This window comes from Streptomyces sp. B1I3, assembly GCF_030816615.1.
In the GTDB taxonomy this organism is placed as follows: domain Bacteria; phylum Actinomycetota; class Actinomycetes; order Streptomycetales; family Streptomycetaceae; genus Streptomyces.
In genome coordinates, this window is sequence record NZ_JAUSYD010000001.1 from 5,458,842 (window position 1) to 5,477,253 (window position 18,412).

At 70.9% G+C, this 18,412-nt stretch carries 19 protein-coding genes; 16 read left to right on the forward strand and 3 right to left on the reverse strand.

Annotated features, from left to right (window positions below; all coding sequences use genetic code 11):
- Positions 1-25: 25 nt before the first annotated feature.
- The 5 genes from QFZ58_RS24795 (at position 26) to QFZ58_RS24815 (ending at position 4,316) form a co-directional block, all read left to right on the forward strand.
- Positions 26-1,099 carry a nitronate monooxygenase gene (locus tag QFZ58_RS24795; RefSeq protein ID WP_307127095.1) on the forward strand — a complete coding sequence of 358 codons (1,074 nt, stop codon included), beginning with the start codon at positions 26-28 and terminating at the stop codon, positions 1,097-1,099.
- On the forward strand, positions 1,096-1,842 hold the full coding sequence (locus tag QFZ58_RS24800) for a 16S rRNA (uracil(1498)-N(3))-methyltransferase (RefSeq protein ID WP_307127096.1): 747 nt from the start codon (positions 1,096-1,098) through the stop codon (positions 1,840-1,842). Before QFZ58_RS24795 ends, QFZ58_RS24800 begins: the two co-directional genes overlap by 4 nt.
- Before the next feature lie 187 nt (positions 1,843-2,029).
- Positions 2,030-2,389, forward strand: a complete 360-nt coding sequence (locus QFZ58_RS24805) for a histidine triad nucleotide-binding protein (RefSeq protein ID WP_307127097.1) — start codon at positions 2,030-2,032, stop codon at positions 2,387-2,389.
- Positions 2,390-2,404: 15 nt separating this feature from the next.
- Complete coding sequence (locus QFZ58_RS24810; RefSeq protein WP_307127098.1) at positions 2,405-3,313, forward strand: ribonuclease Z; 909 nt, start codon at positions 2,405-2,407, stop codon at positions 3,311-3,313.
- A gap of 10 nt (positions 3,314-3,323) precedes the next feature.
- The gene (locus tag QFZ58_RS24815) at positions 3,324-4,316 is read left to right on the forward strand and encodes an adenosine deaminase (protein ID WP_307127099.1); all 993 of its coding nucleotides are present in this window, start codon (positions 3,324-3,326) and stop codon (positions 4,314-4,316) included.
- Here QFZ58_RS24815 and QFZ58_RS24820 read toward each other — a convergent pair.
- Entirely contained in the window at positions 4,280-5,638 is a 1,359-nt protein-coding gene (locus QFZ58_RS24820) for an MFS transporter (RefSeq protein ID WP_307127100.1), read from the reverse strand. The genes QFZ58_RS24815 and QFZ58_RS24820 overlap by 37 nt on opposite strands.
- Positions 5,639-6,028: 390 nt before the next feature.
- Here QFZ58_RS24820 and QFZ58_RS24825 point away from each other — a divergent pair, with 390 nt between their 5' ends.
- The 7 genes from QFZ58_RS24825 (at position 6,029) to era (ending at position 12,041) form a co-directional block, all read left to right on the forward strand.
- Positions 6,029-7,144, forward strand: a complete 1,116-nt coding sequence (locus QFZ58_RS24825; RefSeq protein WP_307127101.1) for a carbohydrate kinase family protein — start codon at positions 6,029-6,031, stop codon at positions 7,142-7,144.
- A 138-nt stretch (positions 7,145-7,282) separates the two neighbouring features.
- Positions 7,283-8,305 carry a PhoH family protein gene (locus QFZ58_RS24830; RefSeq protein WP_307127102.1) on the forward strand — a complete coding sequence of 341 codons (1,023 nt, stop codon included), beginning with the start codon at positions 7,283-7,285 and terminating at the stop codon, positions 8,303-8,305.
- Between the two features lie 12 nt (positions 8,306-8,317).
- A complete protein-coding gene (ybeY, locus tag QFZ58_RS24835; RefSeq protein ID WP_307127103.1) occupies positions 8,318-8,815 on the forward strand; it encodes an rRNA maturation RNase YbeY in 498 nt (165 codons plus the stop codon).
- Positions 8,812-10,095: a hemolysin family protein gene (locus QFZ58_RS24840; RefSeq protein WP_307127104.1), complete on the forward strand. Its 1,284-nt coding sequence runs from the start codon at positions 8,812-8,814 to the stop codon at positions 10,093-10,095. The genes ybeY and QFZ58_RS24840 overlap by 4 nt, the downstream gene beginning before the upstream one ends.
- The gene (locus QFZ58_RS24845) at positions 10,092-10,445 is read left to right on the forward strand and encodes an MmcQ/YjbR family DNA-binding protein (RefSeq protein WP_307127105.1); all 354 of its coding nucleotides are present in this window, start codon (positions 10,092-10,094) and stop codon (positions 10,443-10,445) included. Before QFZ58_RS24840 ends, QFZ58_RS24845 begins: the two co-directional genes overlap by 4 nt.
- A gap of 114 nt (positions 10,446-10,559) precedes the next feature.
- Positions 10,560-10,913 carry a cytidine deaminase gene (locus QFZ58_RS24850; protein WP_307127106.1) on the forward strand — a complete coding sequence of 118 codons (354 nt, stop codon included), beginning with the start codon at positions 10,560-10,562 and terminating at the stop codon, positions 10,911-10,913.
- A gap of 153 nt (positions 10,914-11,066) precedes the next feature.
- Positions 11,067-12,041: a GTPase Era gene (gene era, locus QFZ58_RS24855; protein ID WP_307127107.1), complete on the forward strand. Its 975-nt coding sequence runs from the start codon at positions 11,067-11,069 to the stop codon at positions 12,039-12,041.
- Between the two features lie 79 nt (positions 12,042-12,120).
- Here the strand turns inward: era and QFZ58_RS24860 are convergent, their stop codons facing one another.
- Both QFZ58_RS24860 and QFZ58_RS24865 read right to left on the reverse strand, forming a co-directional pair.
- Complete coding sequence (locus tag QFZ58_RS24860) at positions 12,121-12,387, reverse strand: protealysin inhibitor emfourin (protein ID WP_307127108.1); 267 nt, start codon at positions 12,385-12,387, stop codon at positions 12,121-12,123.
- A gap of 60 nt (positions 12,388-12,447) precedes the next feature.
- Complete coding sequence (locus tag QFZ58_RS24865; protein WP_307127109.1) at positions 12,448-13,524, reverse strand: M4 family metallopeptidase; 1,077 nt, start codon at positions 13,522-13,524, stop codon at positions 12,448-12,450.
- A gap of 291 nt (positions 13,525-13,815) precedes the next feature.
- Between QFZ58_RS24865 and leuA the strand changes: the two genes are divergently transcribed.
- From leuA to QFZ58_RS24885, 4 genes are all read left to right on the forward strand, one after another.
- Positions 13,816-15,624 carry a 2-isopropylmalate synthase gene (gene leuA, locus QFZ58_RS24870; protein ID WP_307127110.1) on the forward strand — a complete coding sequence of 603 codons (1,809 nt, stop codon included), beginning with the start codon at positions 13,816-13,818 and terminating at the stop codon, positions 15,622-15,624.
- A gap of 259 nt (positions 15,625-15,883) precedes the next feature.
- A complete protein-coding gene (locus QFZ58_RS24875; RefSeq protein ID WP_307127111.1) occupies positions 15,884-16,558 on the forward strand; it encodes a TerB family tellurite resistance protein in 675 nt (224 codons plus the stop codon).
- Positions 16,559-16,793: 235 nt separating this feature from the next.
- The gene (gene recO / locus QFZ58_RS24880; protein WP_307127112.1) at positions 16,794-17,540 is read left to right on the forward strand and encodes a DNA repair protein RecO; all 747 of its coding nucleotides are present in this window, start codon (positions 16,794-16,796) and stop codon (positions 17,538-17,540) included.
- Positions 17,541-17,562: 22 nt separating this feature from the next.
- The gene (locus QFZ58_RS24885) at positions 17,563-18,390 is read left to right on the forward strand and encodes an isoprenyl transferase (RefSeq protein WP_307127113.1); all 828 of its coding nucleotides are present in this window, start codon (positions 17,563-17,565) and stop codon (positions 18,388-18,390) included.
- Positions 18,391-18,412: the final 22 nt, after the last annotated feature.

Sequence of the window (18,412 nt, forward strand, 5' to 3'; positions counted from 1 at the left end):
GCGCGGGACGTGGCACGATGCGGTCATGTCCTTGGCGCTGACCGATCTCTGCCGGTATCCGATCGTGCAGGCCCCGATGGCCAGCGGGGTCTCCGGCCCGCATCTGGCCGGGGCCGTCACCGAGGCCGGGGGGCTCGGTTTCCTCGCCGCCGGCTACAAGACCGCGGACGGGATGTACAACGAGGTCGAACAGCTGCGCCGGCTGACCGGCGGGGCCTTCGGCGTCAACCTGTTCATGCCGCAGCCCCTGCTCGCAGACCCGAGCGCCGTCGAGGTGTACCGCCACCAGCTCGCGGGTGAGGCCTCCTGGTACGAGACCCCGCTCGGCGACCCCGACTCCAGCGGCGACGACGGATACGAGGCCAAGGTCGCGATCCTGCTCGAGGATCCCGTACCCGTCGTCTCCTTCACCTTCGGCTGCCCCACCCGCGAGGTGCTCGACGCCTTCGCCCAGGCCGGTACCTTCACCGTCGTGACGGTCACCTCCCCGCAGGAGGCGCGCAACGCGCAGTGGGCGGGCGCCCAGGCGGTCTGCGTCCAGGGCGCCGAGGCGGGCGGGCACCGGTCCACGCACCGGGACGATCCCCAGGGCGGTCTCACCGGCACCGGGCTCCTCACCCTGGTCGCCGAGGTCCGCGAAACCGTCGGGTTGCCCCTCGTGGCTGCCGGCGGGCTGATGCGCGGCTCCCAGATCACGTCCGTGCTGGCGGCCGGCGCGGACGCGGCGCAACTCGGGACGGCGTTCCTGGCCTGCCCCGAGTCGGGGGCCCACCCGCTGCACAAGCAGGCCCTGACCAACCCGCTGTTCGTGACGACCGCCCTGACCCGGGCCTTCTCCGGCCGTCCGGCGCGAGGGCTGGTCAACCGCTTCGTACGTGAGCACGGCCGGTACGCCCCCGCCGCCTATCCGCAGGTGCACCAGCTGACCAGTGGGCTGCGCAAGGCCGCCGCCGAAGTCGGGGACGCCCAGGGCATGGCCCTGTGGGCGGGCCAGGGGCACCGGATGGCACGCGAGCTGCCCGCCGGGGAACTCGTGGAACTGCTCGCCGCCGAAATGGAAGCCGCGCGTGCGGCAGTGAGTGGGAGGGATGCCCGATGACGGCACCGGTCTTCGTCGTCGAACACATGCCCAGCGGACCGGAGTTCGCCCTGGAAGGGCCCGAGGGGCGGCACGCCGTCTCCGTGAAGCGGCTGAACCCGGGGGAGGACGTCGTCCTGACCGACGGACGGGGCCGCTGGGCCGAAGGGGTCGTACGAGCGGCGGAGGGCAAGGACCGTCTGCTCGTCACCGGTCTGGACCCGGTGCACGAGGAGCCGGCGCCCACGCCGTTCGTCACCGTCGTCCAGGCCCTGCCCAAGGGGGACCGCGGGGAACTCGCGGTCGAGACGATGACCGAGACGGGCGTCGACGCGATCGTCCCCTGGCAGGCGTCACGGTGCATCACGCAGTGGAAGGGCGACCGGGGACTCAAGTCCCTGGCCAAGTGGCGCAGTACCGCCCGCGAGGCGGGGAAGCAGTCACGCCGGGTGAGGTTCCCCGAGGTCGCGGAGGTCATGTCGACCAAGCAGGTCGCCGCGCTGCTGGCCACCGCGGACTTCGCGGGCGTCCTGCACGAGGACCGGGAGACCGGCAGCGCGCCGCTCGCCACCGCGGCGCTCCCCGACCGGGGCTCCATCGTGCTGGTGGTGGGCCCGGAAGGCGGAGTCTCCCCCCAGGAGCTCGCCGCCTTCGCCGCCGCGGGAGCCCCGCCCTACCGGCTCGGTCCCAGTGTGCTGCGCACCTCGACGGCGGGGACGGCCGCCGCCGCGCTGCTGATGGGGCGCACCGGGCGCTGGGGCTGAGAGCACGGTCCGGGCCGTCGCCGAGCCGTACCGGCGCGCCCGGTGGCCGGGGACGCCGGGCGTGCGCGGCCCGATAGCATGCCGGTGTACTGATCAGACCCCGCGCACCGAGCAGGACCGCCGGCTCCGATCGGTACGACCGGCACGGAGCACGATCACCGAAAGAGACGACCGAGGAGGCCCGGCCATGGCGGGAGAGCCGCAGACCGACTGCCTGTTCTGCAGGATCGTTACGGGTGACATCCCGGCGACCATCGTCCGCGAGAGCGACACGACCGTCGCCTTTCGCGACATAAATCCCCAGGCCCCCACCCACGTCCTGGTCATCCCCAAGGCGCACCACCCGGACGCTGCCGCACTCGCCGCGGCCGAGCCCCAGATCGCCGCCGACGTGCTGCGTGAGGCCGGTCTCGTCGCCGCGGACGAGGGAATCGCCGGGACGGGCTACCGCATCGTCCTCAACACCGGCTCGGGTGCCGGACAGACCGTGTTCCACGCGCACGCCCACGTCCTGGGTGGCCGCGGGATGCAGTGGCCCCCCGGCTAGGACGGTCCGCACACCGTGTCCGTACGAGAACTCGTGGTCCTCGGCACCGCCAGCCAGGTGCCGACACGCCACCGCAACCACAACGGCTACCTGCTGCGCTGGGACGGCGAAGGCATTCTCTTCGACCCGGGCGAGGGGACCCAGCGCCAGATGCTGAGGGCGGGCGTCGCCGCGCACGACATCAACCGGATCTGCGTCACGCACTTCCACGGCGACCACTCGCTCGGCCTGGCCGGGGTGATCCAGCGGATAAACCTCGACCAGGTCCCGCACCCCGTCACCGCGCATTTCCCGGCCGGTGGACAGCAGTTCTTCGACCGGCTGCGGTACGCGACGGCCTACCGCCAGTCCGTCGAGCTGGCCGAGGCACCCGTCGCCGCGGACGGCATCCTGGCCACCACGGACGCGTACACCCTGGACAGCCACCGGCTCTCGCACCCGGTCGAGTCCTACGGCTACCGCCTCACCGAACCCGACCGGCGGCGCATGCTGCCCGCGAAGCTCGCCGAGCACGGAATCGGCGGCCCGGACGTCGGACGGCTCCAGCGCGAGGGCGCCCTGCGTGGCGTCACTCTCGAGGAGGTGTCCGAACACCGTCGCGGACAGCGGTTCGCCTTCGTCATGGACACCCGGCTCTGCGACGGCGCGTTCGCGCTCGCCGACGGGTGCGACATGCTGGTCATCGAGTCGACCTTCCTCGACGAGGACAGCCGCCTCGCCGCCGACCACGGTCACCTCACCGCCGGACAGGCGGCACGGGTGGCGAAGGAGGCGGGCGTGCGGCACCTGGTGCTGACGCACTTCTCGCAGCGCTACACCGACCCCGGCGCCTTCGAGCGCCAGGCCAGGGCAGCCGGCTTCGATGGCGAACTGACCATCGCGCAGGACCTGATCACGATCCCCGTACCGACCCGACACCAGTGACGAGAACACCGTGCACCTCCCCAAAGCAGAGCTCCACCTCCACATCGAAGGGACCCTCGAACCCGAGCTGGCCTTCGCCCTCGCCGCACGCAACGGCGTGGACCTGCCCTACGCGGACACCGAAGAGCTGCGCACCGCCTACCTCTTCGAGGACCTGCAGAGCTTCCTCGACCTCTACTACGCCCTCATGGCCGTGCTGCGCACCGAGGACGACTTCGCCGAACTGGCCGACGCCTACCTCGCCCGCGCGGCCGCCCAGGGCGTCCGGCACGCGGAGATCTTCTTCGACCCGCAGGCCCACACCGACCGAGGCGTCCCGATCGGCACCGTGATCGAGGGACTCGGCAGGGCACTGGAGCGCAGCGAGGAGACGCACGGCGTCTCGACCCAGCTCATCATGTGCTTCCTGCGCGACAAGTCCGCGGAGTCGGCGATGGAGACGCTGGAGGCCGCCGGGCCGTACCTGCACCGGATCAGCGGCGTCGGCCTCGACTCCGCGGAGGTCGGCCACCCGCCCGCCAAGTTCCGTGAGGTGTACGAGGCGGCCGGCGCGCTCGGCCTGCGCAAGGTGGCCCACGCCGGCGAGGAGGGGCCGCCCGCCTACATCACCGAGGCCCTGGACGTCCTGGGCGTCGAACGCGTCGACCACGGGCTGCGCTGCATGGAGGACCCGGAGCTGGTGAAGCGGCTGGTCGCCGAGCGGGTACCGCTCACGCTCTGCCCGCTGTCCAACGTACGGCTGCGCGCGGTCGACGTGTTGGAGGAGCACCCGTTGCCGGCCATGATGGCCGCCGGACTGCTCTGCACGGTGAACTCCGACGACCCCGCCTACTTCGGCGGTTACGCCGGGGACACCTTCCACGCCGTCCACGAGGCCCTCGGCCTGGACCGCGAGCAGCTGCGCACCCTGGCGCGCAACTCCTTCGAGGCGGCTTTCCTCGACCACGACGAGGAGCGCAGGGCGCGTTACCTCTCCGAGGTCGAGGCGTACGCGTTCGACTGACCGGCTCCACCCGCGGGACCGGCCGCACGGAACGCGCTCCTGACCGGCCGCCGGCGGCGCAGCCCGGGCACGCTGATCTCCGTGACCGCCTGCTCCGGCGCACCCAGCTTGGGAACCGCGCCGGGCAGGCTGCCGGTCGTGGCCGCGAGCAGCGCGGCGGGGGCGCCGCCACGGCGGCGTACCGAGCCGGGCACCAGCGGGCGGCCACCGGTGTGCAGCGCGACGGCGGTGACCGGGGCGGCGACCAGGAGCGTGGCCGCCCCCAGGATCAGGCCCATCACCGCGTAGCCCGCCTGCTCCGAGAGCACACTGCCGAGGACGGGGCCGCACGCCGTACCGACGGACGCCGCCGAGCCCGCGAGGACCGCCCAGCGGCCACGCACGTCCAGCGAGGCGGCCAGGCCGATCAGGTAGGACAGGACCACCGGGTAGAAGGTGTTCCACACGATCTCGCCGGTCGCGAACGAGTCGATGTCCTGGGCCGACGAGCTGAGCACGATGCTCGCCGCGATGATCATCGTCCCGACGCCGATCGGCACCGCCCGTCCGAGCCGCGCACCCAGCATGCCGGCGCCCATGACACCGAGCAGGCCGGCCCCGAGCGCCGCGGCGAACACCGCGCCGACCGTCACCTCGGAGAGCCCCACCTGCGCGACACCGATGCGGCTGCTCACCCCCCACAGGGCGTTCTGTGCCATGGACCAGACGAGCATCCCGCCCGCGAGCACCAGTCCCGAGCGCCGGTGCGGCAGCCGTCCCCCGCCGGACGTGGCCGCGCCCGCGGGCAGGGAGCCGCCCAGCCGTGAGGTGGCCGGCCAGACGAGGAGGGCGACCAGGGCGATCGAGGCGAAGGGCAGCCGGTGGCCGCCGCCCAGGTGAGGGACCGTCAGGTAGAGGGCGCCCGCCGTCGCCGAGACGCTCAGCAGCCCCAGCGACGAGGTCCGGTGCGGATCGCGCTGCGTGGCGATGCCGGCCGCCGCGACCGCGGTCGCCGTACCCGAGCCGAGCCCGCCGATCACCACGCCGGCGACCACCAGCGGCACCGAGCCGGTCAGCGCCGCACAGCCGTATCCCAGCACCGCCAGCACCAGCCCGGCGCGCGCGAGTCTGCGCGAGCCGTACCGCTCGACGCGTCCCGCCAGGGCGAAACCGGCCGATGCGGAACTCAGCAGGAGGGCACTGCCGACCAGGCCGGCCTGGGCGGAACTCAGCCCCAGGTGGACGCCGAGACGGCCGACGATGGTGGGGAGCAGATAGGCGGCGAGGTAACCGGCGGTGAACACGGCGACCAGGGGCCACGCGGCGCGCGGGCGCGAGGACATTGGGCGTTCCTGAGGACATGCCAGAAGAGGCGGAAGAAGGCAGGGGGGAGTGGAGCGAAAAGAAATGAGGCAGGGGAGGGTGAAGCGGGGGGAAAACGAGGCAGGGGAGGGTGAAGCGAGGAAAAGCGGGAGACGCGGCACTTGTCGTCACTGTCCCGAACGGTGCTCGCGGGCCAATTTGTATCAAGCGCGCACAGCGGACGGAAAGCTGCCCTGATGTGATCTGGGTCACTTCCGGGTTTACGCACTTTGCGTCCGGGTAACAGCGGATGTTTACGCAGGTCGGAGCGAGAATGCCCGAGGCGGTGCGGACCCGCCGAACACCCCCGGTCTTCCGGCACACTGGCCGGGTCTCGCACTGTCCAGATCGACCACGGCCGGGAGCGCACGGTGAGCACAGACGACGCACGCATCGACCAGCTGCTCGACCCCCTGCTCGGGCTGCGGGCTCCGCAGGACCCCGCCTGCGACGTCTTCCTGACGGGCACGGTCTTCCTGGACATCATCTTCACCGGTCTGGACAGCGCACCAGTCCGCGGCACCGAGTCGTGGGCCCGGGGCATGGGCTCCAGCCCCGGAGGCGTCGCCAACATGGCCACCGCGCTCGCCCGGCTCGGACTCCACACGTCGCTGGCCGCGGCGTTCGGCGAGGACCACTACGGGGAGTACTGCTGGGACGCCCTCGAACAGGGCGAGGGCATCGACCTCTCGATGTCGCGCACGGTTCCCGGATGGCACTCGCCGGTCACCGTCTCCATGGCGTACGAGGGCGAGCGCACCATGGTCTCGCACGGCCACGAGGCGCCCGCCCCCGCCGGCTCCGCCGTGCCCGGCCGGAGCTTCCCGCACTGCCCGCCGCGTGCCCGTGCCGCCATCGCCTCGCTGACCCCCGGCCGCAGGGAGCCGTGGGTGGCCGGCGCGGCCCGCAACGGCGCTCTCGTCTTCGCCGACGTCGGCTGGGACGAGACCGGCCGCTGGGACCTGGACGCGCTGCCCGACCTCGAACACTGCCAGGCCTTCCTCCCCAACGCCGAGGAGGCGATGCGTTACACCCGCACCGACTGCCCCCGCGCGGCGGCCCACGCCCTGGCCGAGCGGGTGCCGCTCGCCGTCGTCACCCTGGGTGCGCAGGGCGCGTACGCGGTGGACCGGGAGGCCGGGACCGCCGCCGAGGTGCCCGCCATCGAGGTGGAGGCCCTGGACCCCACCGGAGCGGGCGACGTCTTCGTCGCCGGGTTCGTCACCGGCACCCTGGCCGGCTGGCCGCTCGCCGACCGCCTCGCCTTCGCCGGACTCACCGCGGCCCTCTCGGTGCAGGAATTCGGCGGATCGCTGTCCGCCCCCGGCTGGGCGGAGGTCGCCGCCTGGTGGCAGCGCGTGCGCACCTGCGCCGGCCAGGACCCGGCGGCACTGGAGCGGTACGCGTTCCTCGACGAACTGCTGCCGGCCGCGAGCCGGGGGTGGCCGCTGCGCCGGGCCGTACCCACGATCGGCTTCCGGCAGTGACGCGGGGACGACCGGCGGACGATCACTCGGTAAAACCCCTCGGTGTTGTCGGTGGGGAGTCGTACGCTTGTAGTCCAGAGGCCGTCGACCGGCGACTGCCCTGCATAGGGAGGTATGCGCAGGCCTGAGGGCCGGCCCATGACTCAGTCACCCACACAGCCGCAGGCGCGTGCCCAGATCACGATCCCGGCCGCACACCCCATGGTGATGCTCCTGGGATCGGGCGACTCCCTGCTTCGCGTGATCGAAACGGCGTTCCCGGCCGTCGATATCCATGTCCGGGGCAATGAGATCAGTGCGACTGGAAGCGCGGCGGACGTCGCTCTCATCCAGCGCCTGTTCGACGAGATGGTGCTGGTGCTCCGCACGGGGCTGCCGATGACGGAGGACGCTGTGGAACGCTCGATCGCCATGCTCAGGGCGAGCGGCAATGGCGACGGGGACGGCGACGAGACCCCCGCGGAGGTGCTGACCCAGAACATCCTCTCCAACCGCGGCCGCACGATCCGCCCCAAGACGCTCAACCAGAAGCGCTACGTCGACGCCATCGACAAGCACACCATTGTCTTCGGTATCGGCCCCGCGGGCACCGGCAAGACCTACCTCGCGATGGCCAAGGCGGTCCAGGCCCTGCAGTCCAAGCAGGTCAGCCGGATCATCCTGACCAGGCCCGCCGTCGAGGCGGGGGAGCGGCTCGGCTTTCTGCCCGGCACGCTCTTCGACAAGATCGACCCGTATCTGCGCCCGCTCTACGACGCGCTGCACGACATGCTCGACCCCGACTCCATCCCCCGGCTCATGGCCGCGGGCACGATAGAGGTCGCGCCACTGGCGTACATGCGGGGCCGCACGCTGAACGACGCCTTCATCATCCTCGACGAGGCGCAGAACACCAGCGCCGAGCAGATGAAGATGTTCCTCACCCGGCTCGGCTTCGACTCGAAGATCGTCATCACCGGTGACGTCACCCAGGTCGACCTGCCGAGCGGCACGAAGAGCGGCCTGCGCCAGGTCCAGGAGATCCTGGAAGGCCTGGACGACGTGCACTTCTCCCGGCTCACCTCCCAGGATGTCGTCCGGCACAAGCTGGTCGGCCGTATCGTCGACGCGTACGAGAAGTACGACAACGCAGAGGGCCGTGACGGCCGCAACGGGAAGTAGTCGCAGCGCACCATGTCGATCGACGTCAACAACGAATCCGGGACCGAGGTCGACGAGCAGGCGATCCTCGACATCGCCCGCTACGCCCTCGCCCGGATGCGGATCCACCCGCTGTCCGAACTCTCGGTGATCGTGGTGGACACCGCGGCCATGGAGCAGCTCCACATCCAGTGGATGGACCTCCCTGGCCCGACGGACGTCATGTCCTTCCCGATGGACGAGCTGCGCCCGCCGTCCAAGGACGACGAGGAGCCCCCGCAGGGGCTCCTCGGCGACATCGTGCTCTGCCCGGAGGTCGCGAAGAAGCAGGGCGAGGAGGCGGAGACCCGGCACTCGATGGACGAGGAGCTCCAGCTGCTCACCGTGCACGGTGTGCTGCACCTTCTCGGATACGACCACGAGGAGCCGGACGAGAAGGCCGAGATGTTCGGGCTCCAGGCGGCGATCGTCGACGGCTGGCGCGGTGAGCACGGGCTGACCGGGCCGTCCCCGGCCCCCACCGTCTCGTGAGCGTTCCCCTCGTCACGGGCGCCGTACTGCTGATCGTCGTCGGCTGGCTGGCGGCGTGCGCCGAGGCCGGTATCGCCCGCACGTCCAGTTTCCGGGCGGCGGAGGCGGTCCGCGTCGGGCGGCGGGGCAGCGCCAAGCTGGAGCAGGTGGCCGCCGACCCCACCCGCTACCTCAACGTGGCGCTGCTCGTCCGGGTCGCCTGCGAGATGTCGGCCGGAGTGCTCGTCGCCTACGCCTGCCTGCAGGAGTTCGCCCAGACGTGGGAGGCGCTGGCCGTCGCCATGGGAGTGATGGTCCTCGTCAGCTACGTCGCCATCGGGGTCTCGCCGCGCACCATCGGCCGTCAGCACCCGCTGAACACGGCGACGGCGGCGGCGTACGTCCTGCTGCCGCTGGCAAGGATCATGGGCCCCGTCCCGCAGCTCCTGATCCTCCTGGGCAACGCCCTGACCCCCGGCAAGGGCTTCCGCAAGGGCCCCTTCGCCAGTGAGGCCGAACTGCGGGCGATGGTCGACCTCGCGGAGCAGGAGTCGCTCATCGAGGACGAGGAACGCCGCATGGTGCACTCCGTCTTCGAGCTGGGTGACACGCTCGTGCGCGAGGTGATGGTGCCCCGCACCGACCTGGTCGCCATCGAGCGCTACAAGACGGTCCGCCAGGCGCTCACCCTCGCCCTGCGCTCCGGCTTCTCCCGGATCCCCGTCACCGGGGAGAACGAGGACGACATCGTCGGGATCGTGTACCTCAAGGACCTGGTCCGCAAGACGCACATCAACAGGGAGGCGGAGGCCGACCTGGTCTCCACGGCGATGCGCCCCGCGGCGTTCGTGCCCGACACGAAGAACGCCGGTGACCTGCTGCGCGAGATGCAGCAGGAGCGCAGCCACGTCGCCGTCGTCATCGACGAGTACGGCGGCACCGCGGGAATCGTCACCATCGAGGACATCCTCGAGGAGATCGTCGGGGAGATCACCGACGAGTACGACCGTGAACTACCGCCGGTCCAGGAGCTGGAGAACGGCTGCTACCGAGTGACGGCGCGACTCGACATCGGCGACCTCGGTGAGCTGTTCGGTCTCGACGAGTACGACGACGAGGACGTGGAGACGGTCGGCGGCCTGCTGGCCAAGGCGCTCGGGCGGGTCCCGATCGCCGGCGCCTCGTCGGTGGTCGACCTTCCCGACGGGCGGAAGATCCGCCTGACCGCCGAGTCCCCGGCCGGGCGCAGGAACAAGATCGTGACGGTGCTCGTGGAACCGGACGGGACGGAAGCGGAATGACACCACAGGAACTGCGCGCGTTCTGCCTGGACTTCGACGCGGGTACGGAGGAGTTCCCGTTCGGGCCCGAGACCTCGGTGTTCAAGGTGCTCGGGAAGATGTTCGCCCTCAGTGCCCTGGACGCGAGACCGCTCACGGTCAACCTCAAGTGCGACCCGGACGAGGCGCTGCGACTCCGCGAGGAGCACGACGCGATCGTGCCCGGCTGGCACATGAACAAGCGGCACTGGAACACGGTGACGGTCTCCGGACTCCCGGACCGGATGGTCCGGGAACTGGTGGAGGACAGCTACGACCTGGTGGTGGCCGGCCTTCCGAAAGCGGAACGGCTGCGCCTGGACCGGCCGTAGGGCCTCCCGCCCGGATCACGCCCCGGCGGAGCCCCGCGCGGAGCGAGGGACCCGGGCCCGGCATGGGCGACCCCGTTGCCGGGAGGGGGAGCGCCGCCTTCGTATGCTCAGCACATGACCGACAGCATCGACCTCGGCCCCGAGGACCTCAAGATCGTCACGCTGGCACGCAGCGTCCGTGCCCGCAACGGAGTGCCGGAGGGCGCGGCGGTCCGGGACGAGACAGGACGTACGTACGCCGCGGGCACCGTGGAGCTGGAGTCGCTGAAGCTCAGCGCACTGCAGACCGCCGTCGCCATGGCGGTGGCCGGCGGTGCCACGTCCCTGGAGGCGGCGGCCGTCGTCTCCCAGGCCACGACCCCCTCGGACGCGGACCGCGCGGCCGTGCGGGACCTCGGCGGCCCGGAGACGCCCGTGCTGCTCGCCGGGCCCGACGGGACGCCTCGCGTGCAGGTGACCGCGGGCTGAGACGGGGTGTCCGTCCCTCCGCGCGGGAGCCGTCCGGGAGTCCTCGGGGGGAGCCTTCCCGGGGCCCTCGGGGAGTCCTGCGGGAGATTTCCGGGAGATCTCCGGGAGGACGAAGCGCCCTGCTGTGCATCGGCGCCGCCGGGATCGGGGAGAATGGGCGCCATGAGCGCTCGACCGAACACAGAAGCTGCTGCGGAGCAGGCGGAGAACAACGCCCCCCACCGGGCCGGCTTCGCCTGCTTCGTGGGCCGCCCCAACGCGGGCAAGTCCACCCTCACGAACGCTCTGGTCGGTCAGAAGGTGGCGATCACCTCCAACCGCCCCCAGACCACCAGGCACACCGTTCGGGGCATCGTGCACCGTCCGGACGCACAGCTGATCCTGGTGGACACACCTGGTCTCCACAAGCCGCGCACGCTGCTCGGAGAGCGGCTGAACGACGTCGTGCGGACCACCTGGGCCGAGGTCGACGTCATCGGCTTCTGCCTGCCCGCCGACCAGAAGCTCGGCCCCGGCGACACGTTCATCATCAAGGAACTCGCCGGGATCAAGAAGACCCCGAAGATCGCGATCGTCACCAAGACCGACCTGGTCGACTCCAAGGCGCTCGCCGAGCAGTTGCTGGCCGTCTCCCGCCTCGGCGAGGAGCTCGGCTTCGAGTGGGCGGAGATCGTCCCGGTCTCGGCGGTCAAGGATCAGCAGGTCGGTCTCCTGGCCGATCTGATCGCCCCGCTGCTCCCCGAGAGCCCGCCGCTCTACCCGGAGGGCGACCTCACCGACGAGCCCGAGATGGTCATGGTCGCGGAGCTGATCCGCGAGGCCGCCCTGGAAGGCGTACGGGACGAGCTGCCGCACTCCATCGCGGTCGTCGTCGAGGAGATGCTGCCCCGCGAGGACCGCCCGGCGGACAAGCCGCTGCTGGACATCCACGCGAACGTCTACATCGAGCGGCCGAGCCAGAAGGGCATCATCATCGGCCCGAAGGGCAAGCGGCTGAAGGACGTGGGCACGAAGTCGCGCAAGCACATCGAGGCGCTGCTGGGCACGCCCGTCTTCCTGGACCTGCACGTGAAGGTCGCCAAGGACTGGCAACGCGACCCGAAGCAGCTGCGCAAGCTGGGGTTCTAGGGATACGGAATCCCGGGCGCGGGCCGGGATTCCGTGCACGTCCCCCATGCGGCGGCCTGTGCGTCCGGGCGCCCGGACGCTAGGCACCCTCTTTCAGGACCCGTGAGATCAGCGTCCGCTGGGCGTCCGTCAGGCGGGGGTCCGCGCAGTGCACCGTCCGGTCACCCACCGTGATCCGGTAGCGGAAGCCGTCCGGCACCCCCGCGGGCGGGCCGTCCCGGCCGGCGGCGAGCGCCGCATCGGCCAGGGACTCCCACTCCGCGGCGTCGGGCCGTTCCGAGGTGTCGACCTCGCCGTGTCGTGCGATGCCCGCGAATCCACCGGTCCGGCTCACCTGAATGCGCATGCGTAGCGGCTCCTGCCCTACCTGTCCGGACGATCCCGGTCCGTATCCGTATCTACCCGTTCACCTCGTCGGCACGCCCACCTCCGACCAGGCCTTCAGGACCGCCTCCGCCTCGTCACCCTCCCCGAACCGGCTCCGGGCCGCGGCGACGGTGCGCTTGGCGAAGTCCGCGAACGACGCGTCCTGGGCCAGTTCGCCCCCCGTCAGCACGTCGAACCAGATCCGGCCGGCCCGCTCCCAGGCGTTGCCGCCGAGGGCGGTGGCGAGCAGGTAGAAGGCGCGGTTGGGGATGCCGGAGTTGAGGTGCACCCCGCCGTTGTCCTCCTCCGTCTCGATGTAGTCGTCCATCGAGGCGGGCTGCGGGTCCTTGCCGAGCACGTCGTCGTCGTACGCGGTGCCCGGGGCCTTCATCGAGCGCAGCGCGACCCCGCTGACCCGCGGCGCCAGCAGCCCCGCGCCGATCAGCCAGTCGCCCTGTTCCGCGCTCTGGCCGAGCGAGTACTGCTTGACCAGGGAGCCGAAGACGTCGGACATCGATTCGTTGAGCGCGCCCGGCTGGCCCTGGTAGGTCAGGTTGGCCGTGTACTGGGTCAGTCCGTGCGTCAGTTCGTGGGCGATGACGTCGATGGCGACGGTGAAGTCGAGGAAGATCTCCCCGTCCCCGTCCCCGAAGACCATCTGCTCGCCGTCGAAGAACGCGTTGTTGTACTTCTCGTCATAGTGCACGGAGCCGATGAGCGGCAGCCCCCTGCCGTCGATCGAACTGCGGCCGTACTCCGAGAGCAGCAGTTCGAAGGTGGCGCCGAGTCCGGCGTACGCGCGGTTGACGCCGGCGTCCTGGGTGGGCTCGTCGCCCTCGTCGCGGACCTTGCGGCCGGGCAGGTCCGTGCCGTGGCGGCAGTCGTACAGGGTGCGGTGGGGCTTCGTCGGGACCGGATCGGCGGTGCGTGGGGCGAAGGGCGTCCGGGCCAGGGCGGTCACACGCCGGTGGTGGCGCCGGGCCCCGTCGGCCTCCAGGGTGCGGCGTGCGGGACCGGCCAGGGCCGGGTCGTCGGCCTGCGACAGTTTGTCGAGGAGATGGGGCGGCACGATGGTGCAGAAGACGGGCCTGAACCCGTTGTTCGGTCGAGGCTGCATGCATGCGACTGTGGCACTCCGTCACCGCACTGTCACCGCTTGCGACCGTGATTGACGAAATAGAGTGATGAGTCACCGTTTTGCCCCCATGAGTACCCGATCCCGCATACTGATACGGGCCGACGCGGCAGGAACCTCTCGGTTAGTCTCGTCGCATCATGCGTTTCGGGCTGCTCCTCCTTAGCTGCCGCGGCGAGGGCCTGTAGTCGTAGGCCGACTCCCTCCCCGCGGAGTTCGCTGGTGCAGCGACCCAGTCGGCCGCCCTGCTGGACCTCAGAGGAGCCGTACGCCATGACTGCCGTAAACCCCGCCCCGAACGCCGTGGACGCCGAGAGCGCCGCCCCCGTCGGCGGACCCACCCCGGTCACCAACGCGACGCAGCTCCAGAAGCCGTCGGGGATGCCCGTCCACAAGTACCGCGGGTACGAGGCCGTGGACATCGCCGACCGCACGTGGCCGGACAACCGCATCACCCGGGCGCCCCGCTGGCTCTCCACGGATCTGCGTGACGGCAATCAGGCGCTGATCGACCCGATGTCCCCCGCCCGTAAGCGCGAGATGTTCGACCTGCTCGTACGCATGGGCTACAAGGAGATCGAGGTCGGCTTCCCGTCCTCCGGCGAGACCGACTTCGCGTTCGTGCGCTCCATCATCGAAGAGGGCGCGATCCCCGAGGACGTGACGATCTCCGTCCTGACGCAGGCGCGTGAGGAGCTGATCGAGCGCACTGTCGAATCGCTGGTCGGCGCCCGGCGCGCCACCGTCCACCTGTACAACGCCACCGCACCCACCTTCCGCCGCGTGGTCTTCCGCGGATCGAAGGAGGAGGTCAAGCAGATCGCCGTGGACGGCACCCGGCTGGTCATGGAGTACGCGGACAAGATCCTGGGTGACGAGACGATCTTCGGCTACCAGTACAGCCCGGAGATCTTCACCGACACCGAACTGGACTTCGCCCTGGAGGTCTGCGAAGCCGTCTGCGACGTATGGCAGCCCGAGGAGGGCCGCGAGATCATCCTGAACCTGCCCGCCACCGTGGAGCGTTCGACGCCGTCCACGCACGCGGACCGGTTCGAGTGGATGTCCCGTCACCTGACCCGCCGCGAGCACGTCTGCCTGTCGGTGCACCCGCACAACGACCGCGGCACCGCCGTCGCCGCCGCCGAGCTGGCCATCATGGCGGGGGCCGACCGCATCGAGGGCTGCCTGTTCGGGCAGGGCGAGCGCACCGGCAACGTCGACCTGGTCACCCTGGGCATGAACCTCTTCTCGCAGGGCGTCGACCCGCAGATCGACTTCTCCCAGATCGACGAGATCCGCCGCACCAGCGAGTACTGCAACCAGATGGAGATCCACCCCCGCCACCCCTACGCGGGCGACCTGGTCTACACCGCCTTCTCCGGCTCCCACCAGGACGCCATCAAGAAGGGCTTCGACGCCATGGAGGCCGACGCCGCCTCCCAGGGGAAGACCGTCGACGAGATCGAGTGGGCGGTCCCGTACCTGCCGATCGACCCGAAGGACGTCGGCCGCTCCTACGAGGCCGTCATCCGGGTCAACTCGCAGTCCGGGAAGGGCGGAATCGCCTACGTCCTCAAGAACGACCACAAGCTGGACCTGCCGCGCCGGATGCAGATCGAGTTCTCCCGGATCATTCAGGCCAAGACCGACGCCGAGGGCGGCGAGGTCACGCCGTCGCAGATCTGGTCGACCTTCCGGGACGAGTACCTGCCCAGCCCGGAGAACACCGCGGGTCGATGGGGACGCGTGCAGATCCGCTCGGGCCAGACGACGACCGGCTCCGACGGCCAGGACACGATCACCGTCGAGGCGACCGTCGACGGCGCGGACACGGTACTGACCGGCACGGGCAACGGCCCGATCTCCGCGTTCTTCGAAGCGCTGCAGGCCATCGGCATCGACGCCCGTCTGCTGGATTACACCGAGCACACGATGAGCGAGGGAGCGAGCGCCCAGGCGGCCTCCTACATCGAGTGCGCCATCGACGGCAAGGTGCTGTGGGGCATCGGCATCGACGCCAACACCACGCGCGCCTCGCTCAAGGCCGTGGTCTCCGCGGTCAACCGCGCGACCCGCTGACGTCCTCCGCCCGCCGGGGGACAAACGTCCGACAGGGCGCGGATCCCTCCGGTCCACGAGCCCCGGCCACCCGTCATGGGGGGCCGGGGTTCGGCCATGTCCGGGTGTTGTGACATCCGGGATGCTGACGTCGCCACACACATGTGGCTAACATCACGTCCAACGCGGCAATGTTGCCTGTGGGTACCTCCCGTGCCCGAAGGGCTACGGGGGAGTTACGGAGGTGTACGACGTGCGGTCGGCCAAAGGACAACGCGCCATGAGACTGCGCGTGTACGGCATCCGTACCGTGTGGGACACCGTCGGTGACGGGGAATTCTTCTGCCCGGGCTGCGGTGGCGACCGCAACTACCGGCGGCTCAGCGGGCGCCGGCGCTTCACCGTGCTCGGTCTTCCGCTCCGTGCGCGCGGGAGCGCGGGGCCCGTCGTCGAATGCGCCGCCTGCCGGGCGCACTTCCCGGTCGGCACCCTCGACCACCCCACCACCACACGCTTCTCCACCATGCTGCGCGAGGCTGTGCACACCGTCACCCTCGCCGTGCTCGCGGCGGGCGGCACCACCTCCCGTACGGTCCTGGAGGCGGCGGCGGCCACCGTCCGCGACGCCGGACTCGACGAGTGCACCCAGGAGCAGCTCTTCACGATCGTCGAGGTGCTCGCCGCGGACACCGGACCGGAGGGCGCAGACTCCGCGGCCGAGGCCTGCGGCGCCGCCTTCGCCATCGAGCTGCACGAGGTGCTGGGCCCGCTCGCCCCGCATCTGGCCGCGGCCGGCCGGGAGTCGGTGCTGCTGCAGGGCGCCAGGATCGCGCTCGCCGACGGCCCGTACGGCCAGGCGGAGCTCGAGGTGCTGAGCACGGTGGGCAGCGCCCTGCAGATCGGTCCCGACGACACGGCGAGGCTGCTCGCCGCCGCGGCGCGTACGCCCTCGTAGGACCACCCGCCCACCGCGCCCGGCCGGCGCGGGCGGCTCAGCAGGGCGGCTGCGGGCCCGCGACGCGGACCCGGGGCCCGGGGGGCGCGCCGGTGGTCCGGGCGGGCACACCGGCCGTGGGGCCCCTTCCCGGGCCGGTTTCCGAGGCCGCGCGCGGTCCTTAGACCCTGTCCGGACGCCAGGTGGTCGTGGGGACCGACGACGGGCGGCCCTCCCGGTGGGCGACAATGGGCGCATGAGCTTGTTCCGGGACGACGGCGTCGTGCTGCGTACGCAGAAGCTGGGCGAGGCCGACCGGATCATCACGATCCTGACCCGCGGCCACGGCCGGGTGCGCGCCGTCGCGCGCGGTGTGCGCCGTACCAAGTCCAAGTTCGGGGCGCGACTCGAGCCCTTCTCCCACGTGGACGTGCAGTTCTTCGCACGCGGCAGCGAACTGATCGGCCGCGGGCTGCCCCTGTGCACGCAGAGCGAGACGATCGCCCCGTACGGCGGCGGCATCGTCTCCGACTACGGGCGCTACACCGCGGGCACGGCGATGCTCGAGACCGCCGAACGGTTCACCGACCACGAGGGCGAGCCCGCGGTCCAGCAGTACCTGCTGCTCGTCGGCGGCCTGCGCACCCTCGCACGCGCCGAGCACGCGCCGAACCTCATCCTGGACGCGTTCCTGCTGCGTTCCCTCGCCGTCAACGGTTACGCCCCGAGCTTCGACGACTGCGCCAGGTGCGGAATGCCCGGACCGAACCGGTTCTTCTCCGTCGCCGCGGGCGGCGTCATATGCGGGGACTGCCGGGTGCCCGGCAGCGTCGTACCCTCGGCGGAGGCCGTCGAGCTGCTGAGCGCACTGCTCACCGGTGACTGGGAGACGGCGGACGCGTCCGAGGCGCGTCATGTCAGGGAGGGGAGCGGGCTCGTGTCCGCCTATCTGCACTGGCATCTGGAGCGCGGCCTGCGCTCGCTGCGGTACGTAGAGAAGTGACACAGGGAGACGAGAGAAGCTCATGGCAGTACGCGGGATGCTCGGCGGCCGTAGCCGGCGTGAGTACAAGACCCCCGAGCCGCACCCCTCCGGCGCCACCCCGCCGAGGATCCCCGGCGAGCTCGTGCCCAAGCACGTCGCCGTCGTGATGGACGGCAACGGTCGCTGGGCCAAGGAGCGGGGCCTCCCGCGCACCGAGGGCCACAAGGTCGGCGAGGGCGTCGTCATGGACGTCCTCAAGGGCTGCATCGAGATGGGCGTCAAGAACCTCTCGCTGTACGCGTTCTCCACCGAGAACTGGAAGCGTTCGCCGGACGAGGTGAAGTTCCTGATGAACTTCAACCGGGACGTCATCCGCCGCCGGCGTGACGAGATGGACGAGCTCGGCATCCGCATCCGCTGGGTCGGCCGCATGCCGAAGCTGTGGAAGTCCGTCGTCCAGGAGCTCCAGGTCGCCCAGGAGCAGACCAAGGACAACGACAGGATGACGCTGTACTTCTGCGTCAACTACGGCGGCCGGGCCGAGATCGCCGACGCGGCGCAGCGCATCGCGCAGGACGTGGCGGCCGGGAAGCTCGACCCCGCGAAGGTCAACGAGAAGACCTTCGCGAAGTACATCTACTACCCGGACATGCCGGACGTGGACCTCTTCGTGCGCCCCAGCGGTGAGCAGCGCACGTCCAACTACCTGATCTGGCAGAGCGCGTACGCCGAGATGGTCTTCCAGGACGTCCTGTGGCCGGACTTCGACCGCCGCGACCTGTGGAGCGCCTGCCTGGAATTCGCCCGGCGCGACCGGCGCTTCGGCGGTGCCGAGGAAGCGGCACTGGGGCAGGGCCCGGCTGTCTGACCCCACCGGTACGATCATGGTC

What these genes read in the sequence shown, in the direction of transcription:
- QFZ58_RS24795 (WP_307127095.1), top strand. Translation starts at nt 26, where the DNA reads ATGTCCTTGGCGCTGACCGATCTCTGCCGGTATCCGATCGTGCAGGCC.
- QFZ58_RS24800 (WP_307127096.1), top strand. Translation starts at nt 1,096, where the DNA reads ATGACGGCACCGGTCTTCGTCGTCGAACACATGCCCAGCGGACCGGAG.
- QFZ58_RS24805 (WP_307127097.1), top strand. Translation starts at nt 2,030, where the DNA reads ATGGCGGGAGAGCCGCAGACCGACTGCCTGTTCTGCAGGATCGTTACG.
- QFZ58_RS24820 (WP_307127100.1), bottom strand. Translation starts at nt 5,638, where the DNA reads ATGTCCTCGCGCCCGCGCGCCGCGTGGCCCCTGGTCGCCGTGTTCACC.
- QFZ58_RS24830 (WP_307127102.1), top strand. Translation starts at nt 7,283, where the DNA reads ATGACTCAGTCACCCACACAGCCGCAGGCGCGTGCCCAGATCACGATC.
- ybeY (WP_307127103.1), top strand. Translation starts at nt 8,318, where the DNA reads ATGTCGATCGACGTCAACAACGAATCCGGGACCGAGGTCGACGAGCAG.
- QFZ58_RS24845 (WP_307127105.1), top strand. Translation starts at nt 10,092, where the DNA reads ATGACACCACAGGAACTGCGCGCGTTCTGCCTGGACTTCGACGCGGGT.
- QFZ58_RS24850 (WP_307127106.1), top strand. Translation starts at nt 10,560, where the DNA reads ATGACCGACAGCATCGACCTCGGCCCCGAGGACCTCAAGATCGTCACG.
- era (WP_307127107.1), top strand. Translation starts at nt 11,067, where the DNA reads ATGGGCGCCATGAGCGCTCGACCGAACACAGAAGCTGCTGCGGAGCAG.
- QFZ58_RS24860 (WP_307127108.1), bottom strand. Translation starts at nt 12,387, where the DNA reads ATGCGCATTCAGGTGAGCCGGACCGGTGGATTCGCGGGCATCGCACGA.
- QFZ58_RS24865 (WP_307127109.1), bottom strand. Translation starts at nt 13,524, where the DNA reads ATGCAGCCTCGACCGAACAACGGGTTCAGGCCCGTCTTCTGCACCATC.
- leuA (WP_307127110.1), top strand. Translation starts at nt 13,816, where the DNA reads ATGACTGCCGTAAACCCCGCCCCGAACGCCGTGGACGCCGAGAGCGCC.
- QFZ58_RS24875 (WP_307127111.1), top strand. Translation starts at nt 15,884, where the DNA reads ATGAGACTGCGCGTGTACGGCATCCGTACCGTGTGGGACACCGTCGGT.
- recO (WP_307127112.1), top strand. Translation starts at nt 16,794, where the DNA reads ATGAGCTTGTTCCGGGACGACGGCGTCGTGCTGCGTACGCAGAAGCTG.
- QFZ58_RS24885 (WP_307127113.1), top strand. Translation starts at nt 17,563, where the DNA reads ATGGCAGTACGCGGGATGCTCGGCGGCCGTAGCCGGCGTGAGTACAAG.